This is a genomic window from Kluyvera ascorbata (assembly GCF_023195735.1).
Taxonomy (GTDB): domain Bacteria; phylum Pseudomonadota; class Gammaproteobacteria; order Enterobacterales; family Enterobacteriaceae; genus Kluyvera; species Kluyvera ascorbata.
The window spans coordinates 3,682,706-3,705,264 of sequence record NZ_CP096201.1 but is presented as its reverse complement, the minus strand read 5'-3'; the positions used below and the strand labels follow the sequence as shown (position 1 = coordinate 3,705,264).

Sequence of the window (22,559 nt, the reverse complement as noted above, 5' to 3'; positions counted from 1 at the left end):
AGTTTCAATAGCTTACGCCTCTTTCGCCTCCTCCTGATTTCCGCTGTGGGACATATTTGGGACATCATCGGCAAAAATCGAGTCAATTTGTCGTGCGTGCTCGGTCAGGTGACTAGGTGCCAGGTGAGCATATCGGCGAACCATTTCGATACTCTCCCATCCGCCCATTTCCTGCAGAACGGACAACGGAACCCCGGACTGGATTAACCAGCTGGCCCATGTATGTCTCAGGTCGTGAAAACGGAAATCATCAATACCTGCTCGTTTGCATGCTGCGTTCCACGCGCGGCCGTCATCCACTCTCATCTTTCTGACTGAAGGCGTTGATGTCCCATCGCCTCTATAGCCCGATTTCAAATGCACGAACACCCATTTATTATGGTTGCCAATCTGATCTCGCAAAACCTTACAGGCCGTATCATTAAGCGCTACGCCAATAGCGCGGTTTGACTTACTGTCTTCCGGGTTCACCCAGGCAACGCGACGCTGCATGTCGATTTGTTGCCACTCCATATTGATGATGTTCGACCTACGAAGCCCGGTTGCCAACGCAAACTTAACCACCGACTTCAGCGGCTCCGGACATTCATCAATAAGCCGTTTCGCCTCATCATGCTCAAGCCATCTTACGCGCTTGTTCCTCACTGCAGGTACCTTGATAACCGGCGCTTTCTCCAGCCACTTCCAGTCACGCTCAGCGGCCCGGAGTAGCGCCTTCATCATTGCCAGGTGCTTGGCCTTCGTTGCGGTGGTGACGGGTTTGGGCTCGAATACTGGCGCATCCAATCCCTTCCTCTTCGCCGCCTCAACTTTACTCTGCCAAATCTCCTTCGCCTTCCTGTTCTGCATCCTGCTTACCGCGGCGTAAATCTTCGCCTCAGTAATATCCTTCAGCCTCATCCCCTCAAAATGAATCAACCAGAACTCGATCCGGCTTTTGTCAGAGTCGAGCGACTTCTTATCTGCTTTCTCCTCCAGCCAGCGCAAGCAAGCTTCCTCAAACGACACATCCGGGAAGTCACCAAGCCGGTCTACTCGCCAGAGTTCTGCCTTTCGCTTGTCGTGCAGTTCCTGAGCTTGCCGCTTGTCCGCTGTGCCAAGAGACTCCTTAATTCGCTTCCCGCCCGGGAGCGAGTACGAGGCGTACCATATTTCACCTCTGCGGAAGATGGACATTTTCTTTCCTCTTTAAATGCATCCGCCGCGCTCACGTCGATAGTATGCAGCGGTGAGTTGAGTGCCGCAATGCAGGCCTGTCTGGTGGTGAGGTAAGGGGATTTGGGTTTTGAAGGGTCTTTGCGGGTTGCTTGCAGTCGGCCAGTGCGGATCCAGTTCGTCGCGGTTGGTCTGGATATCTTCAGAAATGCACAGGCCTCATCGAGAGTGAGGCTGTATTGCTCCATTGGTTTTCTCCAGGCAAAAAGAAGCCGGTACATTGGCCGGCTGATTGTGACGTGTCACGGCGTTAAATTCGCGTATAACCAGATTCAAATGCATCTGCCGGGCTATACGATTCATAGCCATCTTCGTATTGAACGTAATAACCGCCTTCTTGTGGTTTGTGCTTGTCGATGTATTCCTGTGACACAGGGAAATCATCATAGCCATAGTCAGCTGGAACGATGAGGTTTTGACTTCCTACAGAATAAACTTGCTGAATTTTCAGCGCCCAAACCTTCTTGTGGCACTGATACTGCGGCATTTGTATAGACTCGCTCATAATATTTACCTTAAAAAAACGCCCACCAAAGTGGGCAATAACATCAAGGGATAACGGTTCGCACCCAATAGCCGACTCAGTGAATCAGCTATCAGTTGCGTCATTTGAAATTGTGTTCTTGCAGCGCCTCACCTAGGCGAACAAGCCAGCGACCTAATTGCTCCATAGCTTCTTCTTTTGTCTCATGCAGGTCAGAGTGGATGTTCATTGATACCTGGTTGAGATGCGTCATCGGCCGATATTCAAGCTCAATGGGCCAATCGACGATTGTTGAGTGCTCCTGCGACGAGTGACTGATGACGGTGTATTTGCTGTAGTCTTCAAGGCCATTGGCGTCCCGTTTAAACTCCTCCAGACGAATGGATGTCTTCCCCATAATTCCCCCTAAGCCACCCGCATAGCGCGTAGCTTCTTAATGTGATCTGCTGTTTCGATGTCTGCCCATATCTGCTTTATCTCCGCGCCATCCACGAATTCGAAATCAGCGTTAAACCGCATCATGCTGGCTATGCAGTTATGACCGTTTCGCTGGTAGTGGACTGTTGTGGAGGTGGTGCGGAGGATTTTGCAGAGGGCGTTATGATGGTCGACGTAATAGCTACCGGGTAGAATAAGTTGGAACATTGGCTGCTTCCTTCATCTCATTACCCCACTTAGTGAATCTCTGAAGCAACGCATCCATTTCTATTCTCATCAACCTACGCAGAACCCTGTCACGCCTGAAACAGCAAACTGTAGGAGCATTTTTCCTTCTCTCCATAATTGGTAGTGATGATGATTTGTGGTACCGATTCATCAACGCTTTTCCTTGGGTGATATCAGACCCAGTAAGCTCCTGAATAGTGGTGAATTTAGCCATCACATCCTCCGATTCCGTCTCTCTGAATCATCCTGACAGCTAACGCACATCGTGCATCCTGGAGAAGCCTCCCGACGCTCCTCTGTTAGCGGATCGCCGCAATCGCTGCATTTCAACGCCGATACTGCAAGCCGGTTAATCCGGTGCGCAGCCAGTGCAGCATTACGCTGTAACTCTTCTACTTCTGATGCTGAATCAATGATGTCGGCCATTACTTTGCTATCCTGCGCTTCTTCGCTGCACGCTTAGCAGCTGCGATACCAGTTTTCCCGGTTGTTGATGGATAGCTACCTTGATTATGTTTTGGTGGAGCCCAAATTTCTGCTGGAGAAAAACGAGGAAGTGAAGCAAGTGTGAGCATGCTTACGCTAATCGCTAGCATTGATTTCTTCATAGCTATTCCTTACCGAGTGCTTTGGCGATGACTTGCTCTGTCTGGAAAAGGAGTTCTTCCGTAGGATTGAGAGATTTCTCTTTGCTGTCGTAACCCGCCGCATAAAGCTGATTACGAAGTCGTAGGCATGCTTCCAGCAAATCAGGTGCTGCTGAAATCAATCGCGCATCTTCTCGTTCGTTTCTGGTTGCAGCTTCAATGTACGTATCTCCTATAGCCACGCCGTGAAATGTCGTCATCATTTCATTCACATTTCTGACTGTGTATTTCCACGGCCCCGGAGTACCCTTAAACTCTTCCATACCTCACTCCCTAAACTGTTGATTGATTACGAACGACACCAATAAAAAAGGAGCTATAAGCTCCTGTATGATTTTTGATAGCTTGGTCATGCTGCTTCACGCCTCGCTATAATTCGCGCGCCGAATTCCATCATCACTTCCCGATCGGTAGTGGTGAATTCGCAGTGAGTGCGAGGATATGGTCGCCAGATAATGAGCATTGACCCTTTGTTATTACCAGATACTGGCTTGCCGGTTACCGGATTGATGAATGCCAGCCGCCCGGCGGTGATGAAACGCACTTCGCTAGCTGTCTGGATAGCCTCTTTGAACCAGCCAACGGAAGTGTCTGCCGGTACCAGCATCACTGTGCCGATCCGGTTCTCGCTCTCTATAGCCGCTTTCTTCACGAATGGCGTGATGTCGCTGTATGGTGGGTTCAACCATGCGTAGCCTGGGATCTGCATATGCTCGAACCACGGCGTAACCAGTGTGTTCTGTTCCTCTGTGATGAACTTCCGACAAAGCGCGTTGTGCGCCGCGGCGGCCGCATCAAGCTGAAAGCAGAATTCAGCATCCAACGCAGCAAAGAGAGCGGGTGGCGTACGCCACAAATCGCGCTGTTCTGCTGGTGTGTTACTTCCGGTGTAATCGGTCATGCGGCCTCCCGTCGACTCAACTTGTACCGCTTTGCCCTGATGGCGTAGATGCTGCGCCCGGTTCGGTTGGCTACTGTGATGGCGGGGAGGGCGGATATCATCGCTACCTCATTCTTATTCCACCGCTTGAACACCCTTTTAGCCGATAGCTTTACGCCCATTCTTGAGGCTTTGCAGATGATTGCATTCGCTGTGCGATCCAGCTTTTCACCGATATCCTCTACGGTCATCGATGAGGCGACTTCCCGCAGGAAGTCCTCTTCGTACTGTTCCCATGGTTCGCACTTCATTGCGCCTCCTTGAGTCGGTAAATGCGGCCGCCTAGCGTTGAATTACCCCAATGCTCAACAGTGAGTTGATTTTCAATCTGCATAAGCTCTGACATTGAAATGAACTCTTCTCGCATGGACAGAGAAGGAGCCCAGCCTTCGTAATATGGCTCGTGATAATTCAGGGTGGCTCCAGCGATGTGGCTGCCAGCACTGCGAGATGTTTGCCATCTGTGAAATACAGTGATGTTGTTCCGCGCATCTTTGCGCAGAATCTTGAGAATGATTTCTGGTTTCATAGCGGTAACGGCATCGCGCCGCCCTGATGGAGAGGCGGACTATGCCGCCTGTTGTGTTTGGAGTTCTTTGCCGCGGGTACGGTAGGTTTCAGTGCAGCGCTCTTCGTGAGTTTTAGATCCGCCTAGCTTAGGCCATACGTCCTTATATGCTTCCTGCAATGCCTCTACTGAAGCAACCTTTCCAGCTAATGCTGCAAATTCGAAAAGTGCGGATTCTGCTGCGTCAGTATTTGCATCATTGGAGATATTCTGTATTGGTTGAGACTCAGACACGTGCGCTTCAGATGTGCCCGGCATTGCCCAAGATGGAAGATTAGGCGGGAGCCAATAGAATGTAGTTCCGTCTTTAAGTTTTGCTCGATTCCAGCCGCGAGATTTTTCTTTCTCAGTGGATATCTGCGCAAATCCTTCTTCAAGGTCATACAGATATCGTCCGATTCCCCATTGCACGGCGGCGCGTTTCATTGCGCCTGAGCGTCCTCCCTTAACCGCTTCGACTTGCGTCTGCTCTGCGGCATCCCACTTGGTGATCCACTCATCACCAACTTTGATTGATATGCCGCACTCGACACCGCCGTTATTCGGAATATCGCGGTATTCATTCTTCCAGCCAGCTTTGCCGCAAACATCATCCAGGCGTTTCATGATCGCCCGGTTTGTGACGTAGGCCAGAACCATGGCCCACACCTTTCCAGCACCTGTTTTACCGCTTTGTTGTATTCGCCACTCGATGTCATCAGCTGCGAATGGCTCATCAAATTTATTCAGATCCATGCCTCACCTCAGAATGGTGGTTCACCAAGGAAATCCCGCGACGATAGCCGCTCATCCTTAGCGAGAGATAAATTGACGCGCTTAAGCTTCTTGTTGCCAACGCTGCGCCAGTAACGTGCTTCAGCGAGGAAGCAGATACGCTTTAAGCGGCTTTCTTTCTCGGTACGTGCTAATTGGACAGGAATCATCTGCCACCTCAGTAATTAATCTTGGTATGTGGTACCAGGCCATTCATCAGAGCGGTTAGCACTTCGATAGCCTGGTCGCGGCTGATGCTGGAATTGGCGGTTAGCGCGTTCACAATGCCAGTGCCGATTGCTTTGCGGTGCTTAACATCAGCTTCACGCTTGGCCTTTTCATCAGCGATGCGTTTCTCTTCTGCCAGGCGGGCGGCTTCAGTTGCTTCGGCTTCACGACGAACCTTGTCGGCGGCTTCCTGCGCCTTGCGTTGCTCTGCTGCGATGGCTTCCTGCTTCTCGCGCTCAGCCTGTTCACGCGCTTCCTGAGCCAGTTTTGCAGTGCGTTCCTGCGCCTCTTTAGCTTCACGCTCTGCACGTTCCTGTGCGGCGATGCGGTCACGTTCTGCCTGTTCGGCTTTGGCTTTCAGCTCTGCCTCGCGGCGCGCGGACTCTTCTCGCTCGACCTGTGCTTTCTGCTCGGCTTCACGCCGTGCTGCTTCTGCAGCTTCACGCTTCAGCTTCTCTTCGTGGTCGCGGCGCGCCTTCTCTTCGGCATCTTTGCGAAGACGCTCAAGCTCGGCGGCCTGATCTTCATGCTGCTTCGCTATGATTACCGCCGCTTCCAGTTTCTGCACCGTGGTATCCTTCGCAACGCCTGCTTCGGTTGCGAATTCCTGCCATGAGTCGCCAAGCGTCACCGCTTTGGCCTCTCCTAGTCGATACTGAATATCAGTGGAAGGCAGGTAGTTACCTGCATCGTCAATCACATCGGCCAGCGCGCGGAGGTCCGACAGGCGCTGCTGCAATGCCTGCTTGCGCTCATCTTCAGCCTGCTCCCATTCGTTAAGCGGCCGGCGCACTTCATCTTTCAGCAGGTCGAGGCGTTCACGCACCAGACGGCGACTTTCGTCAATCTGCTTGGGCAGGGCTTTAAGCTCCGCTACAAGGTCTTTACCGGCGTTGTCGATATACGTCTTGGAACGCGCAACTTTGTGAGCCATTGACGCAATAGCATCACGACCTTTCTTGGTGGATACATCCGGCACCAGGCTACGAGCTTCTTTCTCGATTTTTTCAATGATTGGATCGAGCTGCTCGTTATTGGTGAATACAGCCATTGCGCTCGATTTTTCGATTACGACTAAATCCGTTACTTCGCTCATGAGTTCTCCTGAATTGTGTGTAAGCGCTTCCCGGCATCTGAATGACTGCCAGAGAGGAAAGGGGGATTGGTTACATGTAGAAAGGAACTCGAATGTATTTGCGTTTCTTTAGAGGGAAGAACAGATAACCATAAAAGCTGTCTTCGCACGGATAACCGGTGTGTTGCTCGACAAGCACATACGGCATGCCGTGGATGGTATCTTCCTGCTTCTCGAGGCCCGATTCGCTTTTCAATTCGATAATTTCAGGGAAGCCAAGGTTGCAATCGTCGTAATACTCACCGACACGCTTAATGAATTGAACTAGCTCCATTGCATCCTCCGCGCTTATATCTCGGCGTACCCATAGCAACACGCATCTTTGCCATAGCTCTCTGCCACAACAGACCGTCACCAGTAACCTGAGCTATTGCAAGCTCACCCTGAGCTACCTGAAGTAAGTAATGGTTAATCATGATGCCTCCACGAATTCGCCACCTTCATCCAACTGATACCAGGTGTCGGCTTTCAGCCCATTCTCGCCAACCTTGCTGGCGCGGATATGGATAAGCACACCATCTTCATCCCGGTAACAAAGAACGATAGCTCCACCTTCTGATGCGCGGGCTTTACCTTCGATTCCGAGTGATGCTGCTACTGATTGTGATCCAGAGACCTCAGCCGCTGACCAGTCGCCAGTGTTGGTTGCCGCTGACCAGTCGCCAGTGTTGGTTGCCGCTGACCGGTTGCCAGTGTTGGTTGCCGCTGACCAGTCGCCAGTGTTGGTTGCCGCTGACCAGTCGCCAGTGTTGGTTGCCGCTGACCGGTAGCCAGTGTTGGTTGCCGCTGACCGGTAGCCAGTGTTGGTTGCCGCTGACTGGTAGCCAGTGTTGGTTGCCGCTGACCGGTTGCCAGTGTTGGTTGCCGCTGACCGGTTGCCAGTGTTGGTTGCCGCTGACCAGTCGCCAGTGTTGGTTGCCGCTGACTGGTAGCCAGTGTTGGTTGCCGCTGACCGGTTGCCAGTGTTGGTTGCCGCTGACCAGTCGCCAGTGTTGGTTGCCGCTGACTGGTAGCCAGTGTTGGTTGCCGCTGACCAGTCGCCAGTGTTGGTTGCCGCTGACTGGTAGCCAGTGTTGGTTGCCGCTGACCAGTCGCCAGTGTTGGTTGCCGCTGACTGGTAGCCAGTGTTGGTTGCCGCTGACCAGTCGCCAGTGTTGGTTGCCGCTGACCGGTAGCCAGTGTTGGTTGCCGCTGACTGGTAGCCAGTGTTGGTTGCCGCTGACCAGTCGCCAGTGTTGGTTGCCGCTGACCAGTCGCCAGTGTTGGTTGCCGCTGACTGGTAGCCAGTGTTGGTTGCCGCTGACTGGTTGCCCGACATGATCTGCTGTTCTAACGACTTATCAATCTTGCTCCAGATCCACTCAATACCATGCTGAATAAACTGAGGCAGTGTTAATTCGGCTTTAATCGTGATGCTGGCGCTGGCTATTTTCGTGTCACCACCTTCTTCACGATCGGTTGTGCCGAAAGAAATAGTCTCTGCAAATCGGCTATCTGCTGGTGAGTAATAACCGAAGACATCAAAAGGACATTCACACGCATGGAAACCAGAGCCACAGGCTTCTACTTTTCCTTCGTGATGGTAGGTTTCACCGATAGCAAACTGATAATCCCGGCACTGCAAATCTTTGTTGAAGCCTTTGTAGGTGACGATAGTTTTCTGTGTCATGTGGTTTCCTTAGTGATGCGCTTAAGCCGCGCCGCTGAACGTTGATATCTGCATTCGACGCTGTAACAAAAATAATCGCGTCATTGCGGTGGATAGCCGCTTCATAACTAAGCAACCTCGGTGAAGTTGCTGGGGTATGAAAAAACCCGCCGGAGCGGGTCTATTTGATGAGTGATGCTGCGTATTCGAGGAGGTAAATTTTTGGTGCGAGCCAGATTTTCAGCCAAGTCATCTTAGCTATTGCGAGAATCAGCCAACTACCCCACATGAAGAGGAAGAATGCCAGCGGAGCAATCAGGAAACTAAGTTCACCCTTGCTATCCCATATCATTGTTGGGCTGTACTTTGGATTGCCTCTATCCCACGAATATCCCTCATTCCCAAATTTCCCGATCTCAACCTTTTTGCATTGCCATTTAACAAACCAGACAACCGCTGGGATTGTTGATATGGGGAGAATCGTCATGATTAGGCTGTATGTCATTTCCCAGAGCAGAAGCTGATGAACAACATCAGGAATCTGAGCCTGACTGAAAGTGACCGCAGCATCGATGCCATTAGCTGCTTTCTGTAGCAGCTCGACGAGAATTTTGTTTGCTTGCTCGTTCATTCTTACCCTCTTAGTTACCAATAAAAAGGCCGCCATTAGGCAGCCTCAGTTATTTCCAGATTTTGCAGCGTTGCTCCAGCTGCCCACGCCCAGTACATCCAATGTTCACGGGCATCACCTTCATCCTCTGCCTCAATAACCCTGTCGAACGTCTCTTCATTCCATTGACCGGTGCACCGAAATTTATTCGAGTCCACATCTCACCTCACTTATCTCGCAGTTACCTGTTTGCTCCGGCGGTGACCGGCAGCGAAGATTGCTACATCTGGCAGACACATCCCGGATTCCATCGGCTTGTGACCAAACTCATTGCTATAGACGATCGCCGCTCGTTCGATCTGCAACTTGTACTCTTTCAGATTCCAGAAAGCGTCCTGAGCCATAAATTGAAGTGGCTTGGCATCTTCAAGGCGCTTAGGCGTTTCGTGTGTACCCTTCGCCTGAATCTGTGCGCGACTGAGGGTAGGGCGATGCATACTCTCGGCGCTTACTGCAACTGCGCTCTGTACTGCTGCGCGACGCTCACGGCGACGACCTGCTGCTGACCCATTGAATGCTGTTCTGCGTGTCATGGTGACCTCCTGATGAACTTTGGTGATGTGGGCGGTAACCAGCCGCACAAGTCAGGGCTTCTTCACGTTTACCCGTTCTCGCTTGCCACATCCCAAAGCTCACTTTGGTTATCAGGCTTTTCAGCCTCGTAGATTCATCACTGAATCGTTGTATGTTCACCGTCCTGGTGAGTGGTGCGTCCTGTTGATGGAGTTAATAGTACATGTTGTACTTATGATTGGTCAATACAATTTGTTCTATAAATAAGGAAAAGCACCATAACGTATTGTTTGAATGAGGTATTTATTTTCAATTTGCGGTGATGTGCTCATAAAAACACCAAAAAGGGCATAGATATGGGATTAGGAATGGATATGGGGAGAGATGAACTACTGGAAGATCGTGCTGCTTTCATCGCTGGAGAGATTGGCGGAGCGGTTGTCGAGCTGATTATCGGTGGGATAGCGATTAGTCAGGATGCGATTGTGGATAGCCTGGAGGCCAAGAGGAAGGCTGTTGGTAATGTTATTCACAAGGGATTGCTGAGGGATGCTGCGGAGTTCGTGAGGAAAGGGCAGTAAAAAAGCCCGCACGGGCGGGCAGGTAGTGTTGCGATAGTTATTGTTATCAGCTTCAGGCTGGATAGTTATCGGCAGAATGGAGGATGGCTTTATGGGTGGGCAATAAAAAACCCGGCGTGGTGGCCGGGTGAGATATTAAAGAACCGATTTAACAAGATGGTTTTTACGGTACAGACCTATGCGATCATTGTGAATCTCAGTAGTCTCCACTAAAAGAGAAACAATCTGTCCGACCTTGTGTTTTTTTTGTATTAAATCTAGCATTTCAATCGGATAGGAAGCCTTTAAATGTTCACCACCAACATCAAGCTCCAGCTTCCCATATTTGGATAGAACGACCAGTTCGCCTGTAAGCGTTTCAGTAATGGGAGGGGATGAAATGGTTGATGTAAGTCTACTCACCAAGTACTTAATTTTATTGGAGTCAATAGTTGCCACCTTGGTGCCATTACTAAATGGACCGGTCCAACTTGCATCAAATGTTAAGTTGTGTTTATCGCATTCCTCTACGATTCTCTTAAGGCTTACAGTGGAATTGTATCCAATTTCAGCGACGTGATTCATGAAGTTGTTGTCGTCATCGCTTAACAACAAATCGAATATGCCTTTTACAGCCTTGCTGGGTACTGTTTCTACTAATTCTGCTATTCCTGTAGAGAAGGTGACGCCCAATTTTGTAGACCCAGGGGATAAATCAGCCAGCCTGAGGTTTAAGGAGCTTTTCACGTCGTAGGGAACTTTTTTTGAGTCCTTGCCTGAGGCAATTTTGTGTGTTGCTCTTTGTATTAGCGCTGCAAGATTTGTTGAAATAGCCCCAAGCAGCTCTAAAGGAATAGAGCCAAAGTCAACCTCAGAGCCTTTCAGCCGCAGCTCAAAAAAATCGATAAGTGGGTGCCGACTATCTTGCTTTAATTTTTCGGCCTTCAAATCGCTCAAATGAGAATCCATGGAGCGATAAAGAAGCATGTCAGCAAAGGACCTGGTTTTGTTTTGCTTCATTGCATCGACTTCTTTTTGAATGAAATCAATGCGTTTATCGCAATTTTTAAACATTGATTTATCATTCATAAAAAAATCCTCACTAACCCTTTCGGGTTTTCACTGCGATCAAAACCAAACCAACCGCGCCAGTAGCTACGCCAGTACTCATAATCATAGTTAGGGTCATCTAAATTCTTCATGAGTAGTAGGACATCAATTTTGTAGTTTTGTTTGATGTAGTTTCGGTCAAGCAAATTATCGACGCGGCCCCGAAGCATGACAGGTATTGAGTTTATATTGCTATAGTCACATACCAACAAAATATCAATATCATCAGGCTCTGGTTTAGACGTGGTGTATGAACCATCAACCCATATTTCTGTAAAACAGCCATATTGAGCAGATAATTCTCGAATAGATTCGAGTAGCTGTATAAAATTACAGTATAGCATGCCTCGCCTGGATGATGAAGGAAAGCAATCGACACAATACGATTTTAATCCAGCTTCATCCATGTCATGGAACCCTGGCTCAAACAGGGGTGGGTAATTAATTTTATCCATAAAAAACCTTGCTATACATTTGTTTTTTTTATTAAAAATCTAACCACCGAAATGGTGACGGCAAGATGTTACATGGGGTTACAATCAGCCAATACACCGCATTAAATAATTTTTTCACCAGCTATGCGCCGACCAGAACACCTTGCCCATCACCCAAACGTCTCTTCAGGCCACTGTGACGCAACAACCTTACCCACAACTCGGCAATGTTCATTGCATGGGATCATAGGGAACTGTGGGTTTAGCGGCTGCAGGAAAACCTGCCCACTGTCTTTGATTAGCTTCTTGAATGTAAACTCATCTCCACCAAGGCGAGCAATGCAAAAGTCACCAGGATCAACAGGCTCTTCCGGGTCTACAAGAATCAGCATTCCCTCAGGAAAACTAGGCTTTGAACCAGCTGGAGCCGTCATGGAGTGACCTTCAACCTCAAGCCAGAATGCATTGTCGCTGGCTTTCTTTGTTGTGCTTATCCATCTTTCCGCATCACGCTCTGTGAATGTTCTAAATTCAGGAGAGAACATACCTGCTTGCACATGCGAGAATACTGGGTAGTCATACTGCTTTTTCACTGGCGCATTGGTAACCTGGCCAGTGATCGAGAATGTACCATCATGATTAAATGAAACATTTGAAATCCCAAGATATTGAAAAATAATCCCGATTTCATCTAACGATGGATGTCGTGATCCACGCAACCAGTGACCTACGCCACCCTGCGTCATTCCAAGCTCTTCAGCCAGCATTTCTTGCGTAATGCCAAGCTCTTTCATTCTGGCTCTTGCCAGTTCGTTCCATTTCATATTCATACCGCCATTATTACGCTTTGTACTACATACAGCCATGCACGTTATGTATTTTTTATGTTGCTTTATCAAAGTACATATTGTATTGTTTGGTTATGGTTACTATGGAGGATGTATGAGCAACCTACGAATGTATCGGGAGTCCTTGAAGATATCCCAAACAACCTTGGCTGATGTTATTGGATGCAGCCAAGGCGCAATAGGTCATTGGGAGTGCGGTCGACGCCATCCTGACCTTAAAACATGTCGAGCTATTGTTGATTGCCTAAACAAGCTAGGCGCAACAGTAAATCTTGACGACGTGTTCCCACCAGAACACAACGCTGCTTAATATCTACTCTTCACAATGGCCGTCCGGCCTACGTAGCTGAAAAGCTAGTTCCAATAAAACAAATCAAACATGGCTCTGCGTGTCTGCGCATGGCCTATCTGTCCTTTTTTCAATTTAAGGAACTGCACATGCATTCACTTACTTATCAACAGAGTATCGGATTTTCTCCAGGCGTGATGATAAATCGCGCTCAGCAAAAACAGGAAGATAACCACGACGCGATCCGCAATGCGATCCGCTCATGGGCGGCTTCTCAGGGGCAGGACGTGGTGACGATGCTGATCGTCAATGAGTACCGGGAGCAGGGCGGGGTGGATATCACTTTCCCGAAGGATGTAAGCCGCCAGCGCCAGAAGCTGTTCCGCTTCCTCGATAACCGCTTCGACTCCGAGCAGTACCGCGAGAACGTGCGCCTGCTGACACCGGCAATCATGGCTGTTCTGCCAATTGAGTACCGCACAAAGCTGGTTGGCGCTGACTGCAAACTGGTCAGGCTGGCAGAAGCTGAGAAGGAAGTATCGGAAGCAAAGCAGGCGGTCATGCTGGACGCACCAGAGCATCAGAAGCTGAAAGAGGTAAGCGAGGGTATAGCTGCCATGTTCCGCCTCATGCCAGACCAGGTAGGCCCGCTGATGACGATGGTCACTTCAATGCTGGGAGTTATGTGATGGGTACTACCAAAAAAGCGAAAGCCCTTGAAGCGGTAACTCCAAAGGCCTTCTCAACACTGTGTTACGTCAACACATCCAACAGGAGTCAGTTTAATGGTTAAGCGCAGAAAGTACCAGGAAAAAGAGGAGCGACGCCATCCAGATTCACCAGACGGCCTAATCGTCGCAGCGTCCAAGAATCAGGCATTCGCAGAGCGCCTGATTGGAGTTATCCGCATCGCAATGGCTAAGTCAGGGGTGAAGCATGGGCGTCGTTAAGTTAGCAGATCGAAACGGAGGCGTGTATTCCTCCAGGAGCTCTCGCGTGGACAACAGGAAGCAGGGTCACTTTGCCATGTTCAGAAGCGCTCTCACGGCACCGTGGTCAAAGGATACGGCAAAGTTAGCCCTGTGGGTGCGCCTGCTTGGTGAAGCTCGCTTTAAGCCGGGCAGCGTTGAATTTGCCGGTCGTGAGTGGATGCTTGGGGCCGGGCAGCTGGTGACCACCACCGCCATTCTGGCGAGAAAACTTCGCGATCAGGATGGCAACGAAAAGAGCTCGAAAGCCGTTGAGCGAATGCTGAATTTCTTCAGTCGGGAAGGGATGTTAAGCACTAAAGGAACCCCATTCGGAACCGTGATTACCATCACAAATTACTGTGAATATCAGGGTATTTCAGGCGTCGAAGGTAGTGACGAACCTCCCGTCGAACCTAAACCCAGTGCTGGCGCGGTCTTGAAGCTAGTACCCGTCGAAGGGGGTGACGAACCACCCGTCGAACAGAACAAGAATGGAGTTACTAAAACTAATAAAACCCCCCTTACCCCCCAGGGGGAAAACACGCTCGCTCAGGAAGTCATGGATTACTTCAACCAGCTGACAGGCGGTCGTTACTCAAACCTGGCACCGTTCGAAAAAGTGCTCACCACCGTGAAGTGCAAAGACCAGTGCTACACCGCTGAAGAGCTGAAACTGGTTATCCGCTGGGCCCACGCAAAATGGGACCACAGATTCAAGCCGGAAAACCTGTGCCGAATGACCCGCTTCGATGGCTACCTGTCAGACGCCCTGATCTGGGCAGACGGGCAGGGAAGCAACCCGGCGCCATGCCCACACGAAGAAATCATCAAGCTCTGGAATGGCAAATTCCCGGCTAAGGCTGTCTCTCTGCATGAGTGGAACCGCCGCCGACCGGCCTACCGTGACCTTGAGGCGGTCTGGAATGGCAAGACCAGCCAGGGCAACTGGCGCGAGCTGAAACACATGGGCATGGCCTTCGAACTGATCGGGAAGTCCTCCCTGTTCAGCACCCGAGGTGATCAGCCATGGCTGACCCTCGACTGGATCCTGAATCCGAAAAACTGGGGCTCTGTCTACGAGCAGGCCATCAACGAGCACCGTATGCGCAAGGGAGTTACTGCATGAGCCGTTTTATCGATCTCTACGCAGAGAAGTCAGTCATCGGTGGAATCATGCTGGCAGCCAGCAAGCCGGAAGGCGCCGACGCCGCCACTGACGCTATCGAGGGAATGGGTGAGGAACACTTCACCGTAAGACCTCACAAACTAATTCTGAACGCCTACAAGCGCCTGAACGATGCAGGGACACCCATTGACCTGTTAACGCTGACTGATGACTTGGAGCGCATTGGACACCTGGCAGACGTTGGTGGATTCGCTTACCTGGCTGAATGCTCAAAAGACACACCATCCTACGCAAATCTTTCAGCGTACTGCGAGAAGCTTCGTGAACTTGCTACCGGGCGCAGGATGACGCTAATCCTTCAGGCCAGCATCCAGAAGCTTTCCGAGCCAACATCGGACTCACTAAGCGACATTATTGGCGCCATACAGGCCGATGTGTCAGGCATTGAATGCCAGGACGAAAGCGGGACCGAACACATCACCACTGGCATTGACATGTCTCTGGAAACCATCCAGTCGATCATCAGTGGTGACATCTGGAAGCACAAGACAGAGCTGGGCATGGCAACGATCGACAGCGCTTTTGGCGGATTCAACAACACCGATTTCATTGTGGTTGGAGGCCGTCCTGGCATGGGTAAAACCATGTTCAGCACCACAGTAACCGAAACGGTAGGGCTGAAAAACAATAAGCCCGTCCTGTTCTTCAGCCTGGAAATGCCAGTAGAGCAGATATCCGAACGTGTGGCATTCCACCGGGCGAGAGTTAGCAAAGAGGATCTACTAAGCAACAAGGCTGGTGTGATGGATGGCGCATGGGGAAAGGTTGGTCACTGCATGAAGGACTTCATCGACTCTCCAATCTACATCAACGACAAGACATCTCTCAGCGTACACCAGGTGCGAGCAGAGGCGCGACGCATGCACAAGAAACTCGGTGGACTCGGCGTGGTGATTGTCGATTATCTCCAGAAAATGCGTATGGCAGATCCGGAGAACATGAACCGAAGCGTAGGCGAGATTGCCACCGGCCTGAAGAACTTGGCTAAGGAGTTGCGCTGCCCGGTCATCGCCCTGGCCCAGCTCAACCGAAATCTTGAGCAACGAGCCAACAAGCGCCCGGTGGCGGCAGACCTACGCGAGTCAGGTGTGATCGAGCAGGAAGCCGACGTGATTTTCATGGTGTACCGGGATGAGAAGTACAACCCGAATACCGAGCTGAAGGGCATCACGGAAATTATCTGCGTCAAATCTCGCCATGCACCCGGCGCCGAGAAAACCTACCACTTCAGCAGCCGTTACTCAGGTCTTGATCCGGTTGCATTCACCAAAGACGAAAGAGATATGCAGGAGGCTGACTATGAGTGTTAGTGAGTGCAGAAACACCCGAGAGATTATCGAAGCTGAGTACCCGGAATTCCCTGAAACCATCCTCCATGCCGAACTATGCCGCGCATGTGCCAGAGCAGACGGACGAAGCATCAAGCAATCACTGAAGCAATTCGCTGCTAACCGCATGCAAATCATCGAGAGCAAGCCCCTAAAAGGCGCTCTGCATCAGATGGCAATCAGCAATTTTCCAGAGACAGAGATTACCCGTATCCGCTCCTGCGTAGGTCGCATGGAGTCGGCACTGGTTAAAACATTCGGAGTGAAGAGAGCATGAATACTAAAGAGCAATTTGAATTGTGGGCCAAAAATCAAAACAGTGACCTTTCTATCTGGACCCGCGGCGTAAAGTCAGGAACATATAAAAATCCTGTCGTTGGAAAGATGTTGGAAGCCTGGCAAGCAGCATCCAAAGCATTAGAGCAGCAGCTTCTCGAACTGTCAGTGAAATTAGCGAACGTTGAGAGCGAGCGCGCTGAGTTGGCGGCGGAGAGTGAAAAGCAGCAGACGCATAGCGAGGCTCTGGCGGTCGACAATGCAGCATTGCGTGAAGTGGTTGAGCGCATGGTTAACCAATTTGCAATGAGCGGTATTTCTCCTGAGGAGAAGTCAATCAATCCCGCGAAATCACTCATGTTTGATGCTAAATCAGCATTGTTTATGCCAGCAACCGACGCGTACCTGGCTGAAGTGCGGGCTCAGGGGGTGGAGATGGCGGCTTGCGCTCTCGATGACGTAAACCAGTTTAATTACGCAAATATGCTTGACGATTTAGCGCAGAAACTTCGCAAAGGAGCCTAGCAATGAGCAATACAGCAAAACTTCAGCTCGGTTTCTCCCCGCTGAGCAAAACAATCACCCTTGCAAAAATGCGCGATTTGGACGGCGGCGGACGCTTACGCGTGGGAAATGATCGTGGTCGCGATGTTACCAACGAGGCCGCACAACTTGTCTGGCAGTTGGTTATGGCTGAAGGCGGTGAAATCGGCTGGGAGCTTGATGACGGCTCTCGCATGATTCTGAAGGCGGAAAAACGGGAGGCCCAATGAACGATATCACCGCACTGATGGCGACAATGAAAGCTGCAGCAGAGAATTTAGATGGCGACACTTGGCATGACGAAGGGGCCAGCGTATACGGCGGAGCCTACGATGTTGGCGATACCGTCTGCTATGACCACATTGTGGATTGTGAAAACGTCAACGGGGAAAGCCTAGTTGCTGAGTTCATCGCTGTTGCTAACCCAGCGAACGTTCTGGCGCTGGTAGAGGCGCTGGAAGCCAGGGATAAGCAGATTGCGCGATTGGAAAAGAAACTCAGTGACAGAAAGCGCATGAATCAGGAAATGGCAACAGCAATGCTAAAGCCTGTAGCAGATGAGTCCCGCACCGTCACCGTGAAGCTGCGTGACGATTTTCAGTTGTGTCACTACGGAACCACTGAGGACTACGCGAAAGGCTATATCGACTGTCAGAACAATTTCACCAAGTGGCTGGCCGCCGCTGGCATCCAGGTTATCGAAGGAGAAGGACAATGAGCAAAGTCGAAGCAGAATGGACTATCGAGCTTAATGTGGATTGCCCTCAGTGTGGGCACACTTTCGACCTAACCAGAACCGATGATTTCTGGCACGGAATTGATGAAGCCGGGGAGTATAACACTCCGGCCACAAAAGACTTCGAATGCTGCTGTCCGGAGTGTGACCATGAATTCACTTGTGACTTTGTCTACTGAGGAGCGTGCAGCATGACAATCAACTTAACAGACCCAGCTAACCACCCTGCAAACTCTCAACTCACAGGTGAGCGCATTGAACGCGTTATCGAAGCGCTTGAGAGTTCGCTCAAGTATCGCAACGGCAGCACATTGGACCATTTCATTGCTGATGCGGTGAAGGGGCTGAGAGAGCTGCGGGAAGTGCGGAAGGCGAAGGGTGAGCCGGTAGCTCTGGAAGAGATGACGGCATGCAAGGCGTATGACTTACTGATGGAAAAGGGCGGAGTAATGTCTCCTGTTGATTCCTTTGTTTGCGCATGGAACTCCTGCCGCGCAGCCATGGTGCACGATAATCGCCGTGACCTATCTCAACCAGTAGACCTGCAGGTTGCCGAATATGAGGAAATCATGGTTCAAGCCATTCCAGATAACTCATTCACGAATGAAGAACTGGAAGCAATGGCGCACGGTAATAACCCGCAGGCTAATGCGTATCGTGAGCTGCTGGCGTTCCGGCGCAACTCTCCGGTAACTCCGGATGGTTGGATATTGGTGCCAGAAGAGCCGACGTACGAAATGCTTGAGGCAGGTGATGCTCAGTTTGGCACATACGATGTGTATCGCCGGATGATTGAGGCAGCGCCAAAGGAGGTGGGGTGATGCCTAAATCCCCAGCAGAACGCAAAGTATCTCAACGTCAAGCAACACTAATTACCCATTCTCAAAAGTAGTGTTATAATTGCATTGCCGTCGGAGTTGAACGCCCGGCGGTAATGCATCCGGCGCATTAATGGGGACATTAATGTGCACCAGTACTACGAAGTAACATATCACCTGTCACTGATGCTTTCCGGCACCGGTGCTTTTCTGCATTCTGCGTTTGACCTCTGCGGAGGTGAAGCGTGAGGCAACAATTCCACCTCGTTAACGAATCCGTTAAACAGAACGCTATCCAATTCATCCGGGAATTACCGGTGGATGCTAAGCGACCACTGATTCTCGATATCAAAGAGATGACCCGCACACTTTCACAGAATCGGAAATTATGGCCGCTGCTGAAAGACCTCTCAGACCAGGTTCTCTGGTTCGGCAATAAATACGACTCAGATGACTGGAAAGACCTCATCACCGCGATGGTCGCCAAGTCCAAGAAGCAAGAGCAACGCATGGCTCCCGGTCTGGATGGCGGAATTGTGATGTTCGGGCAGCGTACCAGCAAGATGACCGTCAAACAGATGGTCGAAGTCATCGAGGCTATCTACTGGTTTGGCACTCAGCAGAACGTCAAATTCAGCGAGAAGTCCTGCATCGAAATCGAATGGGCTAAGCGGTGGGGTGATCGCCATGCGTAAACCATCCCGCCGCAGCTGCAAAATCTGCAAGGCCAAATTCACCGCCACCTACGAAAACGTCTGGTGGCGCTGTCCTGAGCATGGCTTCGAGTACAGTCAACTTCTGTTAGCTAAGAAGAAACTGGCAGCCGAGCGCAAACGCAAGCAGGAGGCGCAGCAGGAACGCCGTGAGCTGAAGATTCGCAAGAAGGCTCTGCAACCACTTAGCCAATACCACAAACGCGCTCAGACAGCCTTTAACGCGTTTATTCGCCAACGTGACGCAGGACAGCCATGCATAAGTTGCGGTCGTAACTCCGGCGCGAAGATGAATGCCGGTCACTTTCGCACTGTCGGCGCATCGCCAGAAACCCGCTACGACGAAACCAACTGCCATATCCAGTGTGAAGCCTGTAACTCCTACCTGTCTGGAAATATCGGTGAATACCGCCCTAGGCTGATCGCCAAGATTGGGCAAGCGGCCTATGACCGACTGATGGGCCCGCACGAAACCAAGAAATGGACGCGTGAAGAACTCGACGCACTGGCAGCGCATTACCGCGCAAAGCTCAAAGAACTGAAACAGCAGGAGGCCGCATGACCCGAACCGAAATCAATAATTATGAGAAATTATCGGTACGACGTGCCGATCCTGAATGTAGTTGGATGAAACTGGCAGCAGTCCCTCGCCGGTCATATCTTGGAAAGTATCGTCGACTCACACCATCTCAAAGTCGCTGGGTAAGGTCTCTTCTTGGCCTGTGGGGTAGAGAGTTGGGCGGTAGCGATACCGTTCGTCTTTCTGGTGGCGGTGGGATGTGGTCAATGATTCTGACAGGGTGGACTGGTGAGCAACAGGAGCGAATCACTACTGTGCTTGCTGGGTTGCGCAAGATGGGATATTCAGGCGATCAACTCATCACTCAGGCTAAAGCCATAATCTGGCCTAAAAAGTCACTCTCCGACCTGATGGGGAAGGCTAGCGATGAGGAGGAGGCTGAATTTATGGAGAGGGTGATCCTCAAATCATTCCCCAAAAACAGCATCGTCTACGAGATTGGAAAGGACTATTACACCTGGCGCAAGACCATCAACGATATGGCTCGCTGGATGCAGCACTATCACGCACCGTTCCTGACTGAAAAGCAGTGCATCGACCGAGTTCGTTGGTGTATCGAATTGTTCAACTCTGCCGTCTTCTTCACGCTAATTGCAGAACTTGGTCACGAAAATGAAGAAACTTGCAAAAAAGACTTGAAAACAAGTTTTGAAGCTGCATAATTCAGGTATGCTCGGACGTCAAAGGCGAAAGAGCGAGGTGAAGCAGAAAATCACCAAGCACATGCAAGCCACTGGTTAAAGCCGGTGGCTTTTTTATTGCGCCAAATCCCGCCAACTGGGAAATCAGGCCGCAGAGCCAAATGCCTTACCCTCTTGCCCACCGCGCCGTGGGCTCTTTATTCAGGCCGCCGACAATCAGTCAAAGATGCCCCGTAGCTATCAGTGTCTGACAGCCTTTCCCCACTAAACACAGCTCCCGCATTTAACGCGAGGAGAGAGATATGCGTATGCCCTGGAAAAACGAACCCGGCGTAATTTCCATGCTTATTGCTCTGGGAATGACATTGCTGGGTGCCGTTGCGAGTTATGCATACCGGGTGCTTAGCGGTGACAAATTCAGTTGGAGAACTCTATGCCTGCAGATCATCGTCGCGATGTTCGCTGGATTACTAATGGCACTTATAGCGAGCTATTACGGCTGGCCTGTTGAGTTGACTGGCTGTTCATGCGGCTTGTCTGGCTGGGCTGGTCAGGAATTCATTAAAGCACTTGATCGTCGATTCCTTAGTAAGGTTTCCGGCGAAGAGGGACCGAAAGTTGAATAAACAGCAATTCATCAAGGCTGCAGGAATTACCCCAGCACTTGGCGATAAATGGTTTCCTCATGTCAATGAAGCTATGCAGATGTTTGGCATTAACACGCCAAAGCGCCAGGCGAACTTCATCGCGCAGATCGGCACCGAATCAGGCGGTTTTCGCTCGGTTCAGGAGTCGCTAAATTATTCCGTGGCTGGGCTTGCTATCTTCGGTTCGCGTTTAACCGCGGCCCAGCGAGAGCGGTTAGGCCGAAAGCCTGGTGAATCAGCTTTATCACCTAAGCGCCAGGAGGCTATTGCCAATCTGGTGTATGGCGGTAGATACGGTAACAACCTGAATGGCGATGGCTGGCTGTATCGCGGAAGGGGATTAAAACAGATCACCTTCAAGGATAACTACGCCGCCTGTGGTAAGGCGCTTGGACTGAATCTCATCGCAGAGCCTGGCCTATTAACACAAGACCGCTACGCAGCCCTATCTGCCGGATGGTTCTGGAGTGCCAACGGCTGTAATGCATTTGCCGATGCCGGTGATGTTGTTGGTCTGACGAAGAGAATCAATGGCGGCCTGAATGGTATCGATGACCGCAAAGCCAGAACGCGCATTGCAGAGGCTGCTTTATGCTGAACCTTCAGGCGATTAAGAGCGCCATCCCCCTCGTATTCTCTTTCATCATTATCGGATTCATCGCCAAGTTGGGGTACGACAACATCCAGCTTGAGAGCGATAACAAAGGACTCCGTAGTGATGTGAAGCAGCTGAACAAAAAGAACGACGGACTGGCCGAGTCGATTAAGACTCTCGCTGAACAGGCTGCCGCTCAAAACGAGATAGTCAAAACAGAATCCAAACGCCGCGCTGCGGCAGAGATGAAACAGCAGAGGTTGCAAGGTGAAATCGCTGAAATGCTACGCGGTGATAAGTGCGCCCATGTCAATGTGCCTGATGGTGTTGCTGACCGGCTGCGGGAGCAAACAGATTCAATACGAAGCAGTAAAGGTGAGGCAGCCACCGATACCAGCAAACCTACTCGCTGAGCCCACTCTGCCTGATATTCCAAAGCCTCTCCCGTATGGCGTTGCCGTTCTGCTCATACCTCCTCTTCTTGGGGCTATTAATCAGTGTTACGGGAGCCTGAGGGCTATCGGAAAGATTGAAGAGTTAAGGAGCAAGCAATGACAGAACGTGTAGTTTCCGTTTCAGGAAAGACGGTAGAGGTTTCTGCTGCAGGTGGCGCAGGTGACGTGCCGGTTGCCACCATCGAAACTCCTGGCATCATGAAACAGGCTATCCCTGTGCAAGACGTAGAAACCATCGCCGTTACCGATATTGAAAGTGCTCAGGCGGCAATCGCAGCAATGGGGACAACACTGTCACAGCTTATGCAAGCAATGCGGAATTCTGGACAACTTGGGAGTTAGCGGCGATTAACGAAGTTTAT

40 protein-coding genes and 1 pseudogene are annotated in these 22,559 nt (G+C 50.7%); 18 read left to right on the top strand and 23 right to left on the bottom strand.

Features of this window, described 5'->3' with window-relative positions:
- Window positions 1–12: 12 nt before the first annotated feature.
- The 20 genes and pseudogenes from MY052_RS17815 to MY052_RS17725 form a co-directional block, all read right to left on the bottom strand.
- Window positions 13–1,176, bottom strand: a complete 1,164-nt coding sequence (locus tag MY052_RS17815) for a tyrosine-type recombinase/integrase (protein ID WP_248537555.1) — start codon at window positions 1,174–1,176, stop codon at window positions 13–15.
- Window positions 1,177–1,340: 164 nt separating this feature from the next.
- A pseudogene (locus MY052_RS17810) lies at window positions 1,341–1,403 on the bottom strand (helix-turn-helix domain-containing protein); the annotation flags it as partial.
- A 62-nt stretch (window positions 1,404–1,465) separates the two neighbouring features.
- Complete coding sequence (locus MY052_RS17805; RefSeq protein WP_248537554.1) at window positions 1,466–1,720, bottom strand: hypothetical protein; 255 nt, start codon at window positions 1,718–1,720, stop codon at window positions 1,466–1,468.
- Window positions 1,721–1,820: 100 nt separating this feature from the next.
- Window positions 1,821–2,096 carry a hypothetical protein gene (locus MY052_RS17800; RefSeq protein WP_192464152.1) on the bottom strand — a complete coding sequence of 92 codons (276 nt, stop codon included), beginning with the start codon at window positions 2,094–2,096 and terminating at the stop codon, window positions 1,821–1,823.
- A gap of 8 nt (window positions 2,097–2,104) precedes the next feature.
- Window positions 2,105–2,344, bottom strand: a complete 240-nt coding sequence (locus tag MY052_RS17795) for a DUF4222 domain-containing protein (RefSeq protein ID WP_248537553.1) — start codon at window positions 2,342–2,344, stop codon at window positions 2,105–2,107.
- Window positions 2,319–2,516 (bottom strand): DUF7301 family protein, encoded by a 198-nt coding sequence (locus MY052_RS24335; protein ID WP_420828646.1) that lies wholly within the window; start codon window positions 2,514–2,516, stop codon window positions 2,319–2,321. The genes MY052_RS17795 and MY052_RS24335 overlap by 26 nt, the downstream gene beginning before the upstream one ends.
- Window positions 2,517–2,578: 62 nt before the next feature.
- Window positions 2,579–2,791, bottom strand: a complete 213-nt coding sequence (locus MY052_RS17790) for a TraR/DksA family transcriptional regulator (protein WP_248537552.1) — start codon at window positions 2,789–2,791, stop codon at window positions 2,579–2,581.
- Entirely contained in the window at window positions 2,791–2,973 is a 183-nt protein-coding gene (locus MY052_RS17785) for a hypothetical protein (protein ID WP_248537551.1), read from the bottom strand. The genes MY052_RS17790 and MY052_RS17785 overlap by 1 nt, the downstream gene beginning before the upstream one ends.
- Window positions 2,974–2,975: 2 nt before the next feature.
- Window positions 2,976–3,275, bottom strand: coding sequence for a hypothetical protein (locus MY052_RS17780; RefSeq protein ID WP_248537550.1), 300 nt, complete (start codon window positions 3,273–3,275; stop codon window positions 2,976–2,978).
- A gap of 86 nt (window positions 3,276–3,361) precedes the next feature.
- Window positions 3,362–3,913 carry a phage N-6-adenine-methyltransferase gene (locus tag MY052_RS17775; RefSeq protein ID WP_248537549.1) on the bottom strand — a complete coding sequence of 184 codons (552 nt, stop codon included), beginning with the start codon at window positions 3,911–3,913 and terminating at the stop codon, window positions 3,362–3,364.
- Entirely contained in the window at window positions 3,910–4,203 is a 294-nt protein-coding gene (locus MY052_RS17770) for a hypothetical protein (RefSeq protein WP_248537548.1), read from the bottom strand. Before MY052_RS17770 ends, MY052_RS17775 begins: the two co-directional genes overlap by 4 nt.
- A complete protein-coding gene (locus MY052_RS17765) occupies window positions 4,200–4,481 on the bottom strand; it encodes a hypothetical protein (protein ID WP_248537547.1) in 282 nt (93 codons plus the stop codon). The genes MY052_RS17770 and MY052_RS17765 overlap by 4 nt, the downstream gene beginning before the upstream one ends.
- 39 nt (window positions 4,482–4,520) lie before the next feature.
- Window positions 4,521–5,255, bottom strand: a complete 735-nt coding sequence (locus tag MY052_RS17760; protein WP_338033430.1) for a Rad52/Rad22 family DNA repair protein — start codon at window positions 5,253–5,255, stop codon at window positions 4,521–4,523.
- An 8-nt stretch (window positions 5,256–5,263) separates the two neighbouring features.
- Window positions 5,264–5,443 carry a hypothetical protein gene (locus tag MY052_RS17755; protein ID WP_248537546.1) on the bottom strand — a complete coding sequence of 60 codons (180 nt, stop codon included), beginning with the start codon at window positions 5,441–5,443 and terminating at the stop codon, window positions 5,264–5,266.
- Window positions 5,444–5,451: 8 nt separating this feature from the next.
- Window positions 5,452–6,597 carry a hypothetical protein gene (locus tag MY052_RS17750; protein WP_248537545.1) on the bottom strand — a complete coding sequence of 382 codons (1,146 nt, stop codon included), beginning with the start codon at window positions 6,595–6,597 and terminating at the stop codon, window positions 5,452–5,454.
- Window positions 6,598–6,667: 70 nt separating this feature from the next.
- The gene (locus MY052_RS17745; protein ID WP_248537544.1) at window positions 6,668–6,910 is read right to left on the bottom strand and encodes a hypothetical protein; all 243 of its coding nucleotides are present in this window, start codon (window positions 6,908–6,910) and stop codon (window positions 6,668–6,670) included.
- A 138-nt stretch (window positions 6,911–7,048) separates the two neighbouring features.
- A complete protein-coding gene (locus MY052_RS17740) occupies window positions 7,049–8,305 on the bottom strand; it encodes a DUF7666 domain-containing protein (protein ID WP_248537543.1) in 1,257 nt (418 codons plus the stop codon).
- A gap of 160 nt (window positions 8,306–8,465) precedes the next feature.
- Window positions 8,466–8,915, bottom strand: coding sequence for a hypothetical protein (locus tag MY052_RS17735; protein ID WP_248537542.1), 450 nt, complete (start codon window positions 8,913–8,915; stop codon window positions 8,466–8,468).
- Between the two features lie 35 nt (window positions 8,916–8,950).
- A complete protein-coding gene (locus MY052_RS17730) occupies window positions 8,951–9,112 on the bottom strand; it encodes a hypothetical protein (protein ID WP_248537541.1) in 162 nt (53 codons plus the stop codon).
- 12 nt (window positions 9,113–9,124) lie between these two features.
- Entirely contained in the window at window positions 9,125–9,487 is a 363-nt protein-coding gene (locus tag MY052_RS17725) for a transcriptional antitermination N peptide (protein ID WP_248537540.1), read from the bottom strand.
- Window positions 9,488–9,841: 354 nt separating this feature from the next.
- Between MY052_RS17725 and MY052_RS17720 the strand changes: the two genes are divergently transcribed.
- Entirely contained in the window at window positions 9,842–10,048 is a 207-nt protein-coding gene (locus MY052_RS17720; protein ID WP_170975603.1) for a hypothetical protein, read from the top strand.
- Window positions 10,049–10,183: 135 nt separating this feature from the next.
- On the opposite strand, the gene MY052_RS17715 is transcribed toward MY052_RS17720, so the two are convergent.
- The 3 genes from MY052_RS17715 to MY052_RS17705 all read right to left on the bottom strand — a co-directional run bounded on the left by MY052_RS17715 (window position 10,184) and on the right by MY052_RS17705 (window position 12,395).
- Window positions 10,184–11,116, bottom strand: a complete 933-nt coding sequence (locus MY052_RS17715; RefSeq protein WP_248537539.1) for a hypothetical protein — start codon at window positions 11,114–11,116, stop codon at window positions 10,184–10,186.
- On the bottom strand, window positions 11,113–11,592 hold the full coding sequence (locus tag MY052_RS17710; RefSeq protein ID WP_016063144.1) for a DUF6932 family protein: 480 nt from the start codon (window positions 11,590–11,592) through the stop codon (window positions 11,113–11,115). Before MY052_RS17710 ends, MY052_RS17715 begins: the two co-directional genes overlap by 4 nt.
- A 149-nt stretch (window positions 11,593–11,741) precedes the next feature.
- Entirely contained in the window at window positions 11,742–12,395 is a 654-nt protein-coding gene (locus MY052_RS17705; RefSeq protein WP_420828625.1) for a LexA family protein, read from the bottom strand.
- A gap of 118 nt (window positions 12,396–12,513) precedes the next feature.
- Here MY052_RS17705 and MY052_RS17700 point away from each other — a divergent pair, with 118 nt between their 5' ends.
- The 17 genes from MY052_RS17700 (at window position 12,514) to MY052_RS17625 (ending at window position 22,539) form a co-directional block, all read left to right on the top strand.
- A complete protein-coding gene (locus MY052_RS17700) occupies window positions 12,514–12,729 on the top strand; it encodes a helix-turn-helix transcriptional regulator (protein WP_248537537.1) in 216 nt (71 codons plus the stop codon).
- A 128-nt stretch (window positions 12,730–12,857) separates the two neighbouring features.
- Window positions 12,858–13,397, top strand: coding sequence for a toxin YdaT domain-containing protein (locus tag MY052_RS17695; RefSeq protein ID WP_248537536.1), 540 nt, complete (start codon window positions 12,858–12,860; stop codon window positions 13,395–13,397).
- 307 nt (window positions 13,398–13,704) lie between these two features.
- A complete protein-coding gene (locus tag MY052_RS17690) occupies window positions 13,705–14,805 on the top strand; it encodes a DNA replication protein (RefSeq protein ID WP_248537535.1) in 1,101 nt (366 codons plus the stop codon).
- A complete protein-coding gene (locus MY052_RS17685; RefSeq protein ID WP_248537534.1) occupies window positions 14,802–16,175 on the top strand; it encodes a replicative DNA helicase in 1,374 nt (457 codons plus the stop codon). The genes MY052_RS17690 and MY052_RS17685 overlap by 4 nt, the downstream gene beginning before the upstream one ends.
- On the top strand, window positions 16,165–16,470 hold the full coding sequence (locus tag MY052_RS17680) for a hypothetical protein (protein WP_248537533.1): 306 nt from the start codon (window positions 16,165–16,167) through the stop codon (window positions 16,468–16,470). The genes MY052_RS17685 and MY052_RS17680 overlap by 11 nt, the downstream gene beginning before the upstream one ends.
- Window positions 16,467–16,994: a phiTE_015 family protein gene (locus MY052_RS17675; RefSeq protein ID WP_248537532.1), complete on the top strand. Its 528-nt coding sequence runs from the start codon at window positions 16,467–16,469 to the stop codon at window positions 16,992–16,994. The genes MY052_RS17680 and MY052_RS17675 overlap by 4 nt, the downstream gene beginning before the upstream one ends.
- Before the next feature lie 2 nt (window positions 16,995–16,996).
- On the top strand, window positions 16,997–17,242 hold the full coding sequence (locus tag MY052_RS17670) for a DUF7446 family protein (RefSeq protein ID WP_248537531.1): 246 nt from the start codon (window positions 16,997–16,999) through the stop codon (window positions 17,240–17,242).
- The gene (locus tag MY052_RS17665) at window positions 17,239–17,730 is read left to right on the top strand and encodes an ead/Ea22-like family protein (RefSeq protein ID WP_248537530.1); all 492 of its coding nucleotides are present in this window, start codon (window positions 17,239–17,241) and stop codon (window positions 17,728–17,730) included. Before MY052_RS17670 ends, MY052_RS17665 begins: the two co-directional genes overlap by 4 nt.
- 209 nt (window positions 17,731–17,939) lie before the next feature.
- On the top strand, window positions 17,940–18,569 hold the full coding sequence (locus tag MY052_RS17660; RefSeq protein WP_248537529.1) for a hypothetical protein: 630 nt from the start codon (window positions 17,940–17,942) through the stop codon (window positions 18,567–18,569).
- 242 nt (window positions 18,570–18,811) lie between these two features.
- Complete coding sequence (locus tag MY052_RS17655; protein ID WP_248537528.1) at window positions 18,812–19,261, top strand: recombination protein NinB; 450 nt, start codon at window positions 18,812–18,814, stop codon at window positions 19,259–19,261.
- Window positions 19,254–19,841 carry a recombination protein NinG gene (locus tag MY052_RS17650; RefSeq protein ID WP_248537527.1) on the top strand — a complete coding sequence of 196 codons (588 nt, stop codon included), beginning with the start codon at window positions 19,254–19,256 and terminating at the stop codon, window positions 19,839–19,841. Before MY052_RS17655 ends, MY052_RS17650 begins: the two co-directional genes overlap by 8 nt.
- Window positions 19,838–20,521 (top strand): DUF1133 family protein, encoded by a 684-nt coding sequence (locus tag MY052_RS17645; protein WP_248537526.1) that lies wholly within the window; start codon window positions 19,838–19,840, stop codon window positions 20,519–20,521. The genes MY052_RS17650 and MY052_RS17645 overlap by 4 nt, the downstream gene beginning before the upstream one ends.
- A gap of 281 nt (window positions 20,522–20,802) precedes the next feature.
- Window positions 20,803–21,126, top strand: coding sequence for a phage holin family protein (locus MY052_RS17640; protein WP_248537525.1), 324 nt, complete (start codon window positions 20,803–20,805; stop codon window positions 21,124–21,126).
- Window positions 21,119–21,745: a glycoside hydrolase family 19 protein gene (locus tag MY052_RS17635; RefSeq protein ID WP_248537524.1), complete on the top strand. Its 627-nt coding sequence runs from the start codon at window positions 21,119–21,121 to the stop codon at window positions 21,743–21,745. Before MY052_RS17640 ends, MY052_RS17635 begins: the two co-directional genes overlap by 8 nt.
- On the top strand, window positions 21,739–22,155 hold the full coding sequence (locus MY052_RS17630; RefSeq protein ID WP_248537523.1) for a DUF2570 domain-containing protein: 417 nt from the start codon (window positions 21,739–21,741) through the stop codon (window positions 22,153–22,155). The genes MY052_RS17635 and MY052_RS17630 overlap by 7 nt, the downstream gene beginning before the upstream one ends.
- A complete protein-coding gene (gene lysC / locus MY052_RS24330) occupies window positions 22,049–22,297 on the top strand; it encodes an Rz1-like lysis system protein LysC (protein WP_420828624.1) in 249 nt (82 codons plus the stop codon). The genes MY052_RS17630 and lysC overlap by 107 nt, the downstream gene beginning before the upstream one ends.
- Complete coding sequence (locus MY052_RS17625; protein ID WP_248537522.1) at window positions 22,294–22,539, top strand: hypothetical protein; 246 nt, start codon at window positions 22,294–22,296, stop codon at window positions 22,537–22,539. The genes lysC and MY052_RS17625 overlap by 4 nt, the downstream gene beginning before the upstream one ends.
- Window positions 22,540–22,559: the final 20 nt, after the last annotated feature.

Excerpts from the sequence above, each read along its gene's own strand:
- MY052_RS17815 (WP_248537555.1), bottom strand. The coding sequence starts at position 1,176 with ATGTCCATCTTCCGCAGAGGTGAAATATGGTACGCCTCGTACTCGCTC.
- MY052_RS17805 (WP_248537554.1), bottom strand. The coding sequence starts at position 1,720 with ATGAGCGAGTCTATACAAATGCCGCAGTATCAGTGCCACAAGAAGGTT.
- MY052_RS17800 (WP_192464152.1), bottom strand. The coding sequence starts at position 2,096 with ATGGGGAAGACATCCATTCGTCTGGAGGAGTTTAAACGGGACGCCAAT.
- MY052_RS17795 (WP_248537553.1), bottom strand. The coding sequence starts at position 2,344 with ATGTTCCAACTTATTCTACCCGGTAGCTATTACGTCGACCATCATAAC.
- MY052_RS24335 (WP_420828646.1), bottom strand. The coding sequence starts at position 2,516 with ATGAATCGGTACCACAAATCATCATCACTACCAATTATGGAGAGAAGG.
- MY052_RS17790 (WP_248537552.1), bottom strand. The coding sequence starts at position 2,791 with ATGGCCGACATCATTGATTCAGCATCAGAAGTAGAAGAGTTACAGCGT.
- MY052_RS17785 (WP_248537551.1), bottom strand. The coding sequence starts at position 2,973 with ATGAAGAAATCAATGCTAGCGATTAGCGTAAGCATGCTCACACTTGCT.
- MY052_RS17780 (WP_248537550.1), bottom strand. The coding sequence starts at position 3,275 with ATGGAAGAGTTTAAGGGTACTCCGGGGCCGTGGAAATACACAGTCAGA.
- MY052_RS17775 (WP_248537549.1), bottom strand. The coding sequence starts at position 3,913 with ATGACCGATTACACCGGAAGTAACACACCAGCAGAACAGCGCGATTTG.
- MY052_RS17770 (WP_248537548.1), bottom strand. The coding sequence starts at position 4,203 with ATGAAGTGCGAACCATGGGAACAGTACGAAGAGGACTTCCTGCGGGAA.
- MY052_RS17765 (WP_248537547.1), bottom strand. The coding sequence starts at position 4,481 with ATGAAACCAGAAATCATTCTCAAGATTCTGCGCAAAGATGCGCGGAAC.
- MY052_RS17760 (WP_338033430.1), bottom strand. The coding sequence starts at position 5,255 with ATGGATCTGAATAAATTTGATGAGCCATTCGCAGCTGATGACATCGAG.
- MY052_RS17755 (WP_248537546.1), bottom strand. The coding sequence starts at position 5,443 with ATGATTCCTGTCCAATTAGCACGTACCGAGAAAGAAAGCCGCTTAAAG.
- MY052_RS17750 (WP_248537545.1), bottom strand. The coding sequence starts at position 6,597 with ATGAGCGAAGTAACGGATTTAGTCGTAATCGAAAAATCGAGCGCAATG.
- MY052_RS17745 (WP_248537544.1), bottom strand. The coding sequence starts at position 6,910 with ATGGAGCTAGTTCAATTCATTAAGCGTGTCGGTGAGTATTACGACGAT.
- MY052_RS17740 (WP_248537543.1), bottom strand. The coding sequence starts at position 8,305 with ATGACACAGAAAACTATCGTCACCTACAAAGGCTTCAACAAAGATTTG.
- MY052_RS17735 (WP_248537542.1), bottom strand. The coding sequence starts at position 8,915 with ATGAACGAGCAAGCAAACAAAATTCTCGTCGAGCTGCTACAGAAAGCA.
- MY052_RS17725 (WP_248537540.1), bottom strand. The coding sequence starts at position 9,487 with ATGACACGCAGAACAGCATTCAATGGGTCAGCAGCAGGTCGTCGCCGT.
- MY052_RS17720 (WP_170975603.1), top strand. The coding sequence starts at position 9,842 with ATGGGGAGAGATGAACTACTGGAAGATCGTGCTGCTTTCATCGCTGGA.
- MY052_RS17715 (WP_248537539.1), bottom strand. The coding sequence starts at position 11,116 with ATGAATGATAAATCAATGTTTAAAAATTGCGATAAACGCATTGATTTC.
- MY052_RS17710 (WP_016063144.1), bottom strand. The coding sequence starts at position 11,592 with ATGGATAAAATTAATTACCCACCCCTGTTTGAGCCAGGGTTCCATGAC.
- MY052_RS17705 (WP_420828625.1), bottom strand. The coding sequence starts at position 12,395 with ATGAAATGGAACGAACTGGCAAGAGCCAGAATGAAAGAGCTTGGCATT.
- MY052_RS17700 (WP_248537537.1), top strand. The coding sequence starts at position 12,514 with ATGAGCAACCTACGAATGTATCGGGAGTCCTTGAAGATATCCCAAACA.
- MY052_RS17695 (WP_248537536.1), top strand. The coding sequence starts at position 12,858 with ATGCATTCACTTACTTATCAACAGAGTATCGGATTTTCTCCAGGCGTG.
- MY052_RS17685 (WP_248537534.1), top strand. The coding sequence starts at position 14,802 with ATGAGCCGTTTTATCGATCTCTACGCAGAGAAGTCAGTCATCGGTGGA.
- MY052_RS17680 (WP_248537533.1), top strand. The coding sequence starts at position 16,165 with ATGAGTGTTAGTGAGTGCAGAAACACCCGAGAGATTATCGAAGCTGAG.
- MY052_RS17675 (WP_248537532.1), top strand. The coding sequence starts at position 16,467 with ATGAATACTAAAGAGCAATTTGAATTGTGGGCCAAAAATCAAAACAGT.
- MY052_RS17670 (WP_248537531.1), top strand. The coding sequence starts at position 16,997 with ATGAGCAATACAGCAAAACTTCAGCTCGGTTTCTCCCCGCTGAGCAAA.
- MY052_RS17665 (WP_248537530.1), top strand. The coding sequence starts at position 17,239 with ATGAACGATATCACCGCACTGATGGCGACAATGAAAGCTGCAGCAGAG.
- MY052_RS17660 (WP_248537529.1), top strand. The coding sequence starts at position 17,940 with ATGACAATCAACTTAACAGACCCAGCTAACCACCCTGCAAACTCTCAA.
- MY052_RS17650 (WP_248537527.1), top strand. The coding sequence starts at position 19,254 with ATGCGTAAACCATCCCGCCGCAGCTGCAAAATCTGCAAGGCCAAATTC.
- MY052_RS17645 (WP_248537526.1), top strand. The coding sequence starts at position 19,838 with ATGACCCGAACCGAAATCAATAATTATGAGAAATTATCGGTACGACGT.
- MY052_RS17640 (WP_248537525.1), top strand. The coding sequence starts at position 20,803 with ATGCGTATGCCCTGGAAAAACGAACCCGGCGTAATTTCCATGCTTATT.
- MY052_RS17630 (WP_248537523.1), top strand. The coding sequence starts at position 21,739 with ATGCTGAACCTTCAGGCGATTAAGAGCGCCATCCCCCTCGTATTCTCT.
- lysC (WP_420828624.1), top strand. The coding sequence starts at position 22,049 with ATGTCAATGTGCCTGATGGTGTTGCTGACCGGCTGCGGGAGCAAACAG.
- MY052_RS17625 (WP_248537522.1), top strand. The coding sequence starts at position 22,294 with ATGACAGAACGTGTAGTTTCCGTTTCAGGAAAGACGGTAGAGGTTTCT.